The sequence below is a fragment of the Ferriphaselus amnicola genome (assembly GCF_000974685.2).
GTDB lineage: Bacteria > Pseudomonadota > Gammaproteobacteria > Burkholderiales > Gallionellaceae > Ferriphaselus > Ferriphaselus amnicola.
Genome location: NZ_AP018738.1, coordinates 1,087,036 through 1,099,614 on the forward strand (window position 1 = coordinate 1,087,036; position 12,579 = coordinate 1,099,614).

14 protein-coding genes are annotated in these 12,579 nt (G+C 56.3%); 10 read left to right on the forward strand and 4 right to left on the reverse strand.

Annotated elements, in window-relative coordinates; genetic code table 11:
• Window positions 1-10: 10 nt before the first annotated feature.
• The 4 genes from OYT1_RS05180 to OYT1_RS05195 form a co-directional block, all read right to left on the reverse strand.
• Window positions 11-796, reverse strand: a complete 786-nt coding sequence (locus OYT1_RS05180; protein ID WP_119283478.1) for a TonB-dependent receptor domain-containing protein — start codon at window positions 794-796, stop codon at window positions 11-13.
• 327 nt (window positions 797-1,123) lie between these two features.
• Window positions 1,124-2,149, reverse strand: a complete 1,026-nt coding sequence (locus OYT1_RS05185; protein ID WP_062627780.1) for an IS110 family RNA-guided transposase — start codon at window positions 2,147-2,149, stop codon at window positions 1,124-1,126.
• A gap of 107 nt (window positions 2,150-2,256) precedes the next feature.
• Window positions 2,257-3,507, reverse strand: coding sequence for a TonB-dependent receptor plug domain-containing protein (locus OYT1_RS05190; RefSeq protein ID WP_119283480.1), 1,251 nt, complete (start codon window positions 3,505-3,507; stop codon window positions 2,257-2,259).
• A gap of 90 nt (window positions 3,508-3,597) precedes the next feature.
• Window positions 3,598-5,094 (reverse strand): helicase HerA-like domain-containing protein, encoded by a 1,497-nt coding sequence (locus OYT1_RS05195; protein ID WP_062627652.1) that lies wholly within the window; start codon window positions 5,092-5,094, stop codon window positions 3,598-3,600.
• Window positions 5,095-5,164: 70 nt separating this feature from the next.
• On the opposite strand from OYT1_RS05195, the gene OYT1_RS05200 reads away from it, so the two are divergent.
• The 10 genes from OYT1_RS05200 to tolB are packed head-to-tail and all read left to right on the forward strand — an operon-like array spanning window position 5,165 to window position 12,557.
• Complete coding sequence (locus tag OYT1_RS05200; RefSeq protein ID WP_062627649.1) at window positions 5,165-5,890, forward strand: YebC/PmpR family DNA-binding transcriptional regulator; 726 nt, start codon at window positions 5,165-5,167, stop codon at window positions 5,888-5,890.
• A 3-nt stretch (window positions 5,891-5,893) separates the two neighbouring features.
• Window positions 5,894-6,418, forward strand: coding sequence for a crossover junction endodeoxyribonuclease RuvC (gene ruvC, locus OYT1_RS05205; protein ID WP_062627648.1), 525 nt, complete (start codon window positions 5,894-5,896; stop codon window positions 6,416-6,418).
• 27 nt (window positions 6,419-6,445) lie between these two features.
• A complete protein-coding gene (locus tag OYT1_RS05210) occupies window positions 6,446-7,381 on the forward strand; it encodes a prenyltransferase (RefSeq protein ID WP_062627647.1) in 936 nt (311 codons plus the stop codon).
• Between the two features lie 9 nt (window positions 7,382-7,390).
• Window positions 7,391-7,975, forward strand: a complete 585-nt coding sequence (gene ruvA, locus OYT1_RS05215) for a Holliday junction branch migration protein RuvA (RefSeq protein WP_062627646.1) — start codon at window positions 7,391-7,393, stop codon at window positions 7,973-7,975.
• Window positions 7,972-9,027, forward strand: coding sequence for a Holliday junction branch migration DNA helicase RuvB (gene ruvB / locus OYT1_RS05220; protein ID WP_062627645.1), 1,056 nt, complete (start codon window positions 7,972-7,974; stop codon window positions 9,025-9,027). The genes ruvA and ruvB overlap by 4 nt, the downstream gene beginning before the upstream one ends.
• A complete protein-coding gene (gene ybgC / locus OYT1_RS05225; RefSeq protein ID WP_062627644.1) occupies window positions 9,020-9,430 on the forward strand; it encodes a tol-pal system-associated acyl-CoA thioesterase in 411 nt (136 codons plus the stop codon). The genes ruvB and ybgC overlap by 8 nt, the downstream gene beginning before the upstream one ends.
• Before the next feature lie 10 nt (window positions 9,431-9,440).
• On the forward strand, window positions 9,441-10,115 hold the full coding sequence (gene tolQ, locus OYT1_RS05230) for a protein TolQ (RefSeq protein ID WP_062627643.1): 675 nt from the start codon (window positions 9,441-9,443) through the stop codon (window positions 10,113-10,115).
• Between the two features lie 17 nt (window positions 10,116-10,132).
• Window positions 10,133-10,546: a protein TolR gene (gene tolR, locus OYT1_RS05235; protein WP_062627642.1), complete on the forward strand. Its 414-nt coding sequence runs from the start codon at window positions 10,133-10,135 to the stop codon at window positions 10,544-10,546.
• A 2-nt stretch (window positions 10,547-10,548) separates the two neighbouring features.
• A complete protein-coding gene (locus OYT1_RS05240; RefSeq protein ID WP_062627641.1) occupies window positions 10,549-11,289 on the forward strand; it encodes a cell envelope integrity protein TolA in 741 nt (246 codons plus the stop codon).
• Between the two features lie 5 nt (window positions 11,290-11,294).
• Window positions 11,295-12,557 (forward strand): Tol-Pal system beta propeller repeat protein TolB, encoded by a 1,263-nt coding sequence (tolB, locus tag OYT1_RS05245; RefSeq protein ID WP_062627640.1) that lies wholly within the window; start codon window positions 11,295-11,297, stop codon window positions 12,555-12,557.
• Window positions 12,558-12,579: the final 22 nt, after the last annotated feature.

Below are 12,579 nucleotides of genomic sequence, written 5' to 3' on the forward strand. Positions count from 1 at the left end.
ATTTTGCCTATCACCACTTCAGCGTCAACGTAACGTAGCCACGACGATTGAAGAGATTGTTGGCGACGTATTCGGTATAACCCCGATTGAATAGATTCTGGATGACTAGGGCTAACTCTCCCTTACTTTCCCCTCTGATTCGGAAGGGGTGGGCGAGACGCATGTCGGTGCGCTTTTGCATCATTTGAACATCGGTAGCGCCACGATCAAAAGGTTGCATCATTCCTTGTTGGTAATAGGACGCGCTGAAGATCAGGGCATCATTCAGACGATGGGAATAAAGCAAACTACCGCTGTTTTTGGGAATACTCGCTGATAGGGCATCATTCGTCCAAGGCGCGGCAGAACGGAACGTACCATATCCAGCTGCCGCAAGCGCAGGCCCATTGCTGCTTGCCAGCTCGTGGGCGAAGTTGATGGTCAACTCACTGTTCTCATTGAAGCTTTGCTTGATCGTCGCTTCGAATCCTTGATACTCGGCAGACATAAGGTTCACAAAGGTCGAGGTGGCACCACTCCAGAAGATTCCATTGGTGACTAAATCACTGAAGATGCGCATATCCAATCGGGTCTTGGACTCAACAAATTCGCCGATATAGCCGATCTCTCTGGAGATCAGTCTTTCTGGCCTAATGCCTTGAGAGGTTGCTGTGGCATTCATGACGAAGAGTTCGCCGGGTTGCACGGCAGGTAGGTTGGTCTCCATCAGCGCTGGGGTGCGATAGGCGACCGATGTGCCCACGCGGAATGTATGGTGCGGCGTGAAATGGTAATTGAACGCGATGCGAGGAGACAATTTTTCTACAAGGGCTTCCCCGTCATTGCAACTGACCGGTTGGTCTTTAGGTTTTTGTCTCTACTGTTCTCTTGATCACGTTTGCTGACTTTCGTTGCCGATGCGAGGTGGTGAAGGACTGCCAAACTACAACCGGTCATGTTGAGCCTATTGCTCGGACCCTGATGAAAGACGCGCGCGGGGGCCTCATTCGTTAGCCGGGTTTGTGTATCTCCCCTGTAAATTGATCAGGTTCACCCCGCGCGGGTCCAACCCGCTCACATCATCGACGTTCGTCCTGCCGTGATTCGTTTCCTCCCTTTGCTATAGTCGGTTTTTGCTGGCCGTTCAGGCTGCATCGGCGGTGAGCCGGAACGCTTCGCCGTAGGTCAGCACCGCCCAGCACAGTCGGGCATTCTTGGCGGCGATGGCAATGGTGGCGCGCCAGTAGCCACGTCGCTCGACGAGGGCTCTGGCCCAGCGACTGTGGCGATCTTGTTTGTCTCCGAGGCTGTTGAGCACGGCGCGCGCACCCAGCACCAGTAAACTTCGCAGGTAGCCGTCGCCGGCTTTGGTGATGCGTCCGAGCCTAGCTTTGCCGCCGCTGCTGTATTGGCCGGGAACCAGACCGAGCCAAGCCGCCAACTGGCGGCCATGCTTGAAGTCGTGGCCGTGACCGATGCTGGCGACAAGTGCAGTGGCGCTGGTCGGGCCGATGCCCGGCAGTTGCATCAGGCGGCGGCAGCGGTCGTCTGCGCGTGCCGATTCGGCCATGGCGCGGTCGTATTCGTGGATGCGTTCGTCCAGCCGGTCGGCGTGCTCAAGCATGTCGCCCACACAGCGGTTGGCCCAGCTTGGTAGGTCTTCCAGATGTGCACCGATCTCTCGCCGCAGGCGTTCGACCTTTTGCGGCAGGATGATGCCGAACTCGGCAATCAATCCGCGTATCCGGTTGTACAACGCGGTCCGTTCTTCGACGAACCCCTGCCGGGTGCGGTGCAGGGTAAGGGTGGCTTGCTGGTGTTCGTCCTTGATCGGCACAAATCGCATCTGTGGGCGGGTGACGGCTTCGCAGATGGCGGCAGCATCCGCCGCATCATTCTTGCCGCGCTTCCCGCTCATCCGGTACGGCGTGACGAACTTCGGCGCAATCAGCCGCACGGTGTGACCAAACTGCCGGAACTGCCGCGCCCAGTGATGCGCGCCCGTGCAGGCTTCCATGCCGATCACGCATGGCGGCAACTGGGCAATCAGTGGCAACAACTGATCTCGCGACACCTTCGGCTTGACCAACTCGGCTCGTCCAGCCTCATTAACGCCATGAACTGCAAAAACATTCTTGGCAAGATCGATCCCAATCGTGATAATGCTCATGACTTTCCCCTCCTGTTCGGTTTAGATGAAAACGTCCATTTCCATCTTGGCACTTTTGATGCCGTTCGCGGTAACTTCACCGCTCCTTCGGGACGGGGAAGTCCCTTTCATTCGTTAGCTAAGCGATCACGCTCATACATTCCACCGGTGTTGATCAGCAAACTAGGCGTGATTCGCCATTCATCATGGGCGAATACTCGCCATTCAGCGGAATTGATCGATGAGGACGCCGCAGGGGCGATAGGAGCTAGGCTGCTGAGTTGACTCGCTACTTGGTCATAACGATAACCTGCACCATAGACCAGCCGATTGGCTGGCGTAAGTGCCACCGTATGCTGCACCTCGATCTCATCCCGTGCGCTGTTCACAGACTGACGTATCGATTGGGGTATCAACGCGGTCAGGAAGTCTTCATGCTGATCATAACGGATGTGGTTGTAACGCAGACTCAGCTCCGAGTTGTCCGCCAGCAATCTAGTCCATCCCAGTTGCAGAAAACCTGAGTTCGCATACAAGTCATGTATCGGATTCGATAGGCTGTCTGTCCAGCCCACATTTTTTACGTTGTGGTTGTAGCCGAGCTGAAGATCGAAATTATCGACAGCATTCGGATGGTAGTCCGCACGATAGTTCAACATGCGTGACCGATTGTCATCGAAGCTATTATTGAGCGTACCGATTCCGATGAAAGCTGGATTAGTCTGATTGCCCGGCTGAGAATTAAGGTTATCGAACCCATGATCGGAAATGCTGGCGAGACTCACGCGGTAGTCGAGCATTTCACCGCGTTTTCCGAACCGCGCGATCACATCGTTTACACCTTTGTCGCCACGCCTGACCGAAACGGTCGCGCCATTCACATCTCCTGCACCCTGAGTGATGATGTTAATCACACCTTGCGTCGAATTGGCACCATGTGAAGCTGCCGCCGGGCCGCGTATCACTTCGATCCGCTCAATGTCATCCATAGTGATTGGCAAGGTGGACCAATCCACCATACTTAACGGTGGCATATAGACGCTTCTGCCATCGATCAACACTTGCATGGAGCGTGCGTACTGATCGGGTGATCCGTGATAGCCGACAAAAGCGTGATTGCCCTTGTAGTAGCTGACGTACATACCAGGAACCAGCTTGAATAGATCCGGAATGGAGCGAAAGCCAGATGCATCGATCATTTTCCGATCAATGACCGTCATCGCATTCGGGGCTTCAGACAAAGGCTGAGTCAGGCGAGATGCACTTAGAACGACCGGTAGTTCCTGATAGTAATCCAGCTCGTTTGGCGCTTCAGTTGCATAGGCTTTTCCACTGCAAATGAGTGTAAGCAGAGCAATGGCAAGAGGCCTGAGTTTCATGTTTCCTTTATGGTTGCAGGCAGGAAAGATTGCAGATTAGAAAGAAACGACATCAGTTATTTCGTCAGCGAAGAACAATACTTTAGCAGTTTACCTGCGTCCGCCCAAAAGCGATCCTAGCACCCCGCGTATCAACTGCCTCCCGACTTCTGAGCCTATCGTCCTAGCTGCACTTTTCAAGATGGCTTCGCCCACACTTTGCGGTTGACGACCAGAGCGGCGAGGAGTGCTGGAATCGTTGCCAAAGATGCCACCCAGCATACCGCCGAGACCACTTTCTTGTTGGGCAGGGGCAGCCTGATCGGCTTGGGCCGCGCGGCCTTTGATGAGTTCGTAGGCAGATTCGCGGTCGATGGCGGCTTCGTAATGCCCAGCGAGCAGTGAGGATTGGATGACTTTCTGGCGCTCGGCGGCGGTGAGTGGGCCGATCTGGGCTTGCGGCGGGACGATGAAAGCCCGTTCGACCACGGTGGGGCGGCCTTTTTCGTCCAGCAGCGACACCAGCGCTTCGCCCACGCCGAGTTCGGTGATGGCGGCTTGTTCGTCCAGTTCGGGGTTGTCGCGCATGGTCTCGGCGGCGGCGCGCACGGCTTTCTGATCGCGCACCGAGAAGGCGCGAAGGGCGTGCTGTACGCGGTTGCCGAGCTGCGATAGCACCTTGTCTGGCACGTCGGCTGGATTCTGAGTGACGAAATACACGCCTACGCCCTTGGAGCGGATCAGGCGTACCACTTGCTCGACCTTGTCCAGCAGGATGGCAGGTGCGTCGTTGAACAACAGATGCGCCTCGTCGAAGAAGAACACTAGACGTGGTTTTTCCAGATCGCCCGCTTCCGGCAGGTTTTCGTACAGCTCGGACAGCAGCCAGAGCAGCAGGGTGGAATAGACTTTGGGCGAGTTCATCAGCTTGTCGGCAGCGAGGATGTTGATCATGCCGAAGCCTTGACGGTCGGTCTGCATCAAGTCATCGATGTTCAGCATTGGCTCGCCGAAGAAGGCTTCTGCGCCCTGATGCTCCAGTTCCAACAAGCCGCGCTGGATGGCGCCGACGCTGGCGGTAGAGATGTTGCCGTATTCGCTGGTGAACGATTTTGCATTCTCGCCCACATACTGAATCATCGCGCGCAAGTCTTTGAAGTCAAGCAGCATCATGCCATTGTCGTCGGCAATCTTGAATGCCATTGTGAGCACGCCTTGCTGTACTTCGTTCAGATTCAACATGCGTCCCAGCAACAACGGGCCCATGTCCGAGATGGTGGCGCGCACTGGGTGGCCTTGCTCACCGGAGACGTCCCAGAATGTCACTGGGTAGGCGCGGTTCGTGTAGTCCTCAAGCTGAAGTTGTTCGACGCGCGCCTCGACCTTGGCATTGCCGCCGCCCACCTTAGCCAAGCCGGAGAGGTCGCCCTTGATGTCGGATAGGAACACTGGCACACCGATGCGGGAAAACGATTCCGCCAGCGATTGCAGGGTGACGGTCTTGCCCGTGCCAGTCGCGCCGGTGATGAGTCCATGGCGGTTGGCCATCTGCGGTAACAGCACGAGTTCGTGGTCGGAATTCTTGGCGATCAGCAGCGGTTCGGTCATGGCAGCAGGGCGTTTGGGTTGGAATGCCGAAAATGATACCATTGCGCGCAATTATTGAACGGAGAGCATCATGGCAGGACACAGCAAATGGGCTAACATCCAGCATCGCAAGGGGCGTCAGGATGCCAAGCGCGGGCAAATCTTCACCCGACTCATCAAGGAAATCACTGTGGCGGCCAAGTTAGGCGGCAGCGACCCCGACACCAATCCGCGTCTGCGTCTGGCGATGGAAAAGGCCTACGACAACAACATGCCCAAGGATAACGTCGAGCGTGCGATCAAGCGTGGAGCGGGCGAACTTGAAGGTGTGGACTACATGGAGCTGCGCTACGAAGGTTACGGAATCAACGGCGCAGCGGTGATGGTCGATTGCATGACCGACAACAAGACGCGCACCGTGGCCGATGTGCGCCATGCCTTCACAAAATACGGCGGCAACCTCGGCACTGACGGTTCCGTTTCCTTCCTGTTCAAGCATTGCGGCTATATGGTGTTCGCGCCCGGCACGGACGAGGATGCGCTGATGGAAGTGGCGCTGGATGCTGGTGCGGAAGACATCGTGAACAACGACGACGGCAGCATCGAAGTCATCACGGCCCCACATGATTTCGTGACCGTAAAGCAGCGTCTGGAAGCCTCCGGCTTCAAGCCCGAGATGGGCGAAGTGACCATGAAGGCCGAAACGGAAGTTACGTTTACCGGCGACGATGCCGTGCGTATGCAGAAACTGTTGGACGCGCTAGAAGACGTGGGCGACGTGCAGGAAGTCTATACCACCGCTGTGATCGAAGAGTAAGCGGTGATAACTCGCATCCTCGGCATCGACCCCGGTCTGCGCATCACGGGGTTCGGTGTCTTGGACAAACAAGGTCAGCAACTTAGCTACGTTGCCAGTGGCTGCATCAAGACGCCCGATGGTGAGTTGCCAGAGCGGCTGAAGGTCATCCTGTTATCGTTGGGCGAGGTCATCGCCTTGCATCAGCCACAGCAGGTCGCGGTGGAAAAAGTATTCGTCAACGTCAATCCGCAATCCACTTTACTGTTGGGGCAGGCGCGCGGTGCGGCGATCTGTGCGGCGGTGTCAGCCCATTTGCCGGTGGCGGAATATACCGCTCTACAGGTGAAGCAATCGGTGGTGGGAAATGGCCATGCCGCCAAGGAGCAGGTTCAGGAAATGGTGAAACGACTCTTGAATCTCTCTGGAACGCCTAGCCCTGATGCGGCCGATGCATTGGCTTGCGCCATCTGCCATGCCCATGGTGGCATGGGGCTGGGGGGGCTGGCTACCAAGGGCTTTCGAGTCAAAGGCGGGAGATTGATTTGAATCTGCACATAACGAAGGAGTAGCACGATGCCACCTCTAGAGCCCACTCTCGCTGCGTTTGCCAATCCCTTCGTACGCTATTTTGCAGCAACGCGACCTGCATTCCTTACGGCTAGTTTGACTGCCGCCATACTGGGGCTGGCGACCGCGCGCCATTCCGGCATCGTCTTGGATGCAACGCTGGCTACGGTGACCTTGCTGTTTGCGGTGTTGGCGCATGCCGGAGCAAACGTGCTTAACGACTATTACGATGCGCTGAATGGTACTGATGCAGCTAACACCGAGCGCATCTTCCCGTTCACCGGCGGCAGCCGCTTCATCCAGAACGGTGTGCTGACGCGGGCACAGACGCGCAACTTCGGGTTTTCTCTTCTGGCGGCGGTGGCGCTGGCAGGGCTCTGGCTGATGGCGCAAAGTGCACCGCAGTTGCTCTACATAGGCCTGCTCGGTCTGCTTGTTGGCTGGGCGTACTCTGCGCCGCCACTGAGTCTGAATAGCCGAGGCCTAGGCGAACTGTGTATCGCCGTTGGTTTCAGTCTGATCCCAATCGGTGCGGACTTTGTGCAGCGCGGCGAGTTTGCCCTGTTTCCGGTGATTGCGGTGGTCAGCTACGGCCTGCTCACGGCGAACCTGCTTTACATCAACCAGTTCCCAGACCGCACAGCCGATATTTCCGCAGGTAAATTGCACTGGGTGGCCCGACTGCCCGTGACGCAGGCTCGTTGGGGTTATGTGTTGATCGCCGCATCTGCTTACTTTTGGCTGGCTGGGGCAGTTATCATGCACGCCTTGCCGCCGCTGGCGCTATTGGGCATGCTGTCTGCGCCGCTAAGTTTCAATGCAGCGCGCCAATTGTTGCAACACGCAGCTCAGCCACAGCAGCTTGCCACCGCCATCCAGGCCACTATCGGTGCGATGCTGGCGCATGGAGCGCTGGTGTCGGTGGCGCTATTTATCGCATAAAGGAAAATCGTGATCGGTCGTCTCACCGGCAATGTGCTGGAAAAAAATCCCCCACAAATCCTGCTCGACGTGCAGGGCGTAGGCTATGAAGTCGAAGTGCCAATGAGCACCTTTTACAACCTGCCCGCGCTGGGCGAGCGGGTGGTGTTGCTGACTCAGTTCATCGTGCGCGAGGACGCGCATCTGCTGTACGGTTTTGGCACAGACGACGAGCGCGTAGCCTTCCGCCAGTTGCTCAAAATCAGCGGTGTCGGCCCCAAGTTAGCGTTGTCGGTTCTTTCTGGCTTGAGTCTAGTTGATCTGGCGGATGCTGTTTCCCGCAAGGAGACTGGGCGACTGACCAAGATACCCGGCGTCGGCAAGAAAACCGCTGAGCGCTTGATTCTCGAACTGCAAGGCAAATTCGCCACTGCGCCGACAGCCACAGGCAAAGCGGGTAGCAGTAGTTCTGCCATCAGTAGCGACATCACCAATGCGCTGCAAGCGCTTGGCTACAATGAGAAAGAGGCTGGGTGGGCGGCGCAGCAATTGCCTGCCGAAGTCAGCGTTTCAGATGGCATTCGGCAAGCGCTTAAATTACTATCCAAAGCATGATTCACACCGACGATCTTACTTCTGGCTCCCGCCTGATCTCGCCTGTGCCTGTTTCGGTCAGGGAAGAGGCGCTGGAGCGCGCGCTACGTCCTAAGCAACTCGACGAATACGTCGGGCAGGAGAAGGTTCGTGGGCAGCTATCGCTATTCATCGAGGCGGCGAAGATGCGGCAGGAACCGCTGGATCACGTGTTGTTGTTCGGTCCGCCGGGGCTGGGCAAGACGACCTTGGCACACATAATTGCGCGTGAGATGGGGGTGAATCTGCGCCAGACCTCGGGGCCGGTGCTGGAGAGGGCAGGGGATCTAGCAGCGCTGCTGACCAATCTGGAGCCGAACGATGTGTTGTTCATCGACGAAATTCATCGTCTGTCGCCGGTGGTGGAGGAAATTCTGTATCCCGCGCTGGAGGACTATCAGATCGACATCATGATCGGAGAGGGGCCGGGGGCGCGCTCGGTGAAGCTCGATCTGCCGCCGTTTACACTGGTCGGCGCGACCACCCGCGCTGGGATGTTGACCAATCCCTTGCGCGACCGTTTCGGCATCATCGGGCGGCTGGAGTTCTACACGCCGCAAGAGTTGCAGCGCATCGTGATGCGCTCGTCTGGGCTGCTGGAGATGAATCTGTCCGACGACGGTGCTTTGGAAGTGGCGCGCCGTTCGCGCGGCACGCCACGTATCGCCAATCGTCTGCTACGCCGCGTGCGAGATTACGCCGATGTGCGCGCGGGCGGTGATGCCAGTCGCAAGGTGGCTGATGCGGCGCTGACCATGTTGGATGTGGATGCGCAGGGGCTGGATCTAATGGACCGCAAGTTGCTGCTCACGGTGATCGAGAAATTTGCTGGCGGGCCCGTTGGCGTGGATAACCTCGCGGCTGCTATTGGCGAAGAGCGTGACACCATCGAAGATGTGCTGGAACCGTACCTGATCCAACAGGGTTACCTGCAACGCACGCCGCGTGGACGCATGGCGACGGCCAACGCTTGGCTGCATTTCGGCTTGCCGCAACCGGGTAATCCGGCCAATAAGGAATTGTGGAGTGACTGACACACAACCGTATTCTTTGCCTGTTAGAGTCTATTTCCACGATACGGATGCAGGCGGCGTGGTCTATCACGCGAATTACGCGAATTTCATGGAACGTGCACGGACTGAGTGGTTGCGCGATGTCTATGGGTATAATCACGCCGCGATGATGAAGGAATTGGGCGTGGCCTTCGTGGTGTGCTCGATGAAACTGGATTTTCTCAGGCCGGCGGTGTTGGATGATCTGTTGCAGGTGACGGCTGAGTTGAAGGAGATTGGACGCAGTCGGGTGACGATCCACCAGTCGGTAAAGCGCGGTAGCGAAACGCTGACAACGGCTGAGATCCATCTGGTGTGCGTGGATATTTCGGCATTCAGGCCCGTGGCGGTGCCGGATGTGTTGCGGAATCAATGGAAGGATTGAAGGAAAAAGCATGGAAGTTACTCAAGATCTATCGTTTATTACCTTGATTGGAAATGCCAGCGTACTGGTGCAACTGGTGATGGGTTTGCTGCTATTCGTGTCGCTGCTGTCGTGGTGGTACATTTTCCAGAAGATGTTCGCGGTGCGTTTGACCACCAAGCAGAGCGTGATCTTCGAGCAAGCATTCTGGTCGCATGATGACCTAGAGGTGCTGTACCGTAATGCGCTTTCCTCACGGGAGAATGCGGGTAGTCTGGAGCGCATCTTTGCTGCAGGCTTTGAGGAATTTAAGAAATTGAAACGCAAGTCGGGTATGGACGTAAGCGCGGTGATGGATGGTACGCGCCGGGCTATGCGAGCAACTTATCAGCGCGAGATGGATCATCTGGAGTCGCATCTTTCCTTTCTGGCAACGGTCGGCTCAGTCAGTCCTTATGTCGGTCTATTCGGTACGGTGTGGGGCATCATGAACGCCTTCCGTGGGTTGGCGAATGTCGGTCAGGCAACGTTGGCACACGTCGCGCCCGGCATCGCCGAAGCTTTGGTCGCGACTGCGATGGGCTTGTTCGCGGCGATTCCTGCAGTGGTAGCTTACAACCGTTACGCGCATGAGATCGACCGTCTTTCTACCCGCTTCGAGAGCTTCATGGAAGAGTTCTCCAACGTGCTTCAGCGGCAGCCGTAAGTTTAGGAAGGACAGCCATGAGAAGTCGCTCCTCGCATCGTCCGATGAGTCAGATCAACGTCGTGCCGTATATCGACGTGATGCTGGTGCTGCTGGTCATCTTTATGGTCACCGCGCCGATGATGAATCCAGGGCAAGTCGATCTGCCCAGCATCGGCAAGGCGCTCACGCCGCCCACTGCGCCGCTAGAGGTCATCATCAAGAAAGACAACTCCTTAGCCTTGCGCGACCATGCGTCTGCAGATGCCGAGCATGAGGTGTCTAGCGAAGAGATGGTTATTACCATCAAGCAGAAGCAAGCGGCGAACGCCGAGCAGCCGGTGGTGATCTCCGCTGACAAGAATGTGCGTTACGAAGAGGTCATCAAGGTGATGGACGTGTTGCAAAGGCAGCAAGTGAAAAAAGTCGGACTGCTGACGCAGAGCAAGTAAGCATGGAATTGACTTACCACCAGCCCAATCGGATGCCAGCCGCGATGCTGGCATTGCTGGTACACACCCTGTTCTTCGCCCTGCTGTATTTTGGAGTGGGCTGGCACTCTGAACAGCCGCAAGGGATGACGGTGGATATGTGGGATGCTTTGCCTGCGGCGACGTCTGCTTCTGTCGCTGAGCCAGCTCCTCGTGAACCTGAACCTGTTGAGCCACCCAAGCCGGTGGTAAAGGAAGTCGCTCCGGCCAAGCCCGAACCGATCAAGGCCGAGATCGAACTTAAAGATAAGAAAAAGCCGCTTGAAAAAGTGACTGAAGTGAAAAAGCCAATCGAGGTGGCTAAGCCCGTGCCGCCAAAAGTCACCGAGACGATGAGGGCAGAGCAGGCGGCCAAAGCTGAGATGGAGCGGGTTCGTGCAGAGCGAGCCGCAGCCGAGGCGGCACAAGCGGCGGCAAATGGTCGAGTGGTCGATGAGTTTGTGGCCAAAATCATCGCCAAAGTAAAACGCAATATCGTGATGCCACCTGATGTGCCAGATAATGCCAAAGCCGAATTTGATGTGACCCTGCTGCCAGGGGGCTCCGTTCTTAACACCAAGTTGGCAAAGTCCAGTGGCAATGTTGCTTATGACAGTGCTGTGGAGCGCGCCATACTTAAATCCCAACCGTTACCGTTGCCACCTGACGCTTCTTTGTTCAAGCGGTTCCGTGATTTGCATTTGGGCTTTAAGCCCGTGGAGTGATAGAGATGATTATGCGTACGCTGACGATATTTGTCCTGTTGATGGTTGTTGCGCCCGCAAAGGCGGCGTTGAACATCGAGATTATCGGGGCAGGTGAACGACAGATTCCGGTGGTGGTGGTGCCATTCGCTGGTGAGGAGAAGTTGCCAGTATCGATCAGCAGTGTGGTTTCGGCTGACTTGGCACGCACTGGCTTGTTCCGTCTCGTTGATCCGGCCGGAAAAGCACCGCATCAGCCAGCTGAGGTGAATTATTCCGAATGGAGTGGCGTGGAGGCGATCACGATCGGTAATGTGGTTGCTCAAGCGAACAATCGATTGGAAGTCCAGTTTCGCTTGTTAGATAGTGTCAAGCAAGTTGAGCTGGTGGGGCAGGCGGTGGCCGGCAAGGATGCGCAACTGCGCAACATCGCCCATCGCATCGCCGATATGATTTACGAAAAACTGACAGGGGTGCCCGGTGTGTTCAGCACTCGTATCGTCTATGTGAACAGGCATAAGGGCAAGTTCAAGTTGATCGTGTCGGATAGTGATGGATTAGGTGAGCAAGTTATCCTGCAAAGTGATGAGCCGATCATGTCACCAGCATGGTCGCCAGATGGCAGTCATCTGGCTTACGTCAGTTTTGAGTTGGGGCATGCATCGGTGTTCGTACAGTCTTTGGTGACTGGGCAGCGTATGGTGGTGGCGAACTTCCCCGGAAGTAACAGTGCACCGGCTTGGTCACCTGACGGTACGCAGTTGGCCGTTGTTTTGACTCGTGATGGAAGCTCCCAAATCTACCTGTGCAAGCCGGATGGTAGTGGCCTCAGACGACTCACTCACGGTGATGCGATCAATACTGAACCAAACTTTTCTCCTGATGGGCAGTATCTACTGTTCACCTCGGATCGGGGTGGTAGTGCTCAAATATATCGGATGTCGGCTGAAGGGGGCGCTGCACATCGACTTACTTTCGAGGGAGGTCAGTCGTTCTCGCCGCGTCACAGCCCAGATGGCAAAGGATTCGTATTCACCTATCGAAATGGTGGGCGTTTCTATATCGCGACCGAGGACTTTGAGACCAAGCAAATGCAGGTGCTAACGGATGGCGGTTGGGAAAAGCGTCCGAGCTTTGCTCCCAATGGCAAGCTCGTGCTGTTTGCATCAGATGCCCTAGGTCGTGGTATATTGTCCACCGTTTCCAGCGATGGGAAGGTCAAACAGCGTATGTCGGCACAAACGGGTGATGTTCGTGAACCCATGTGGGGGCCGTTTTTGAACCAGTAACTCTAATTAGAGGGGAAGTAAA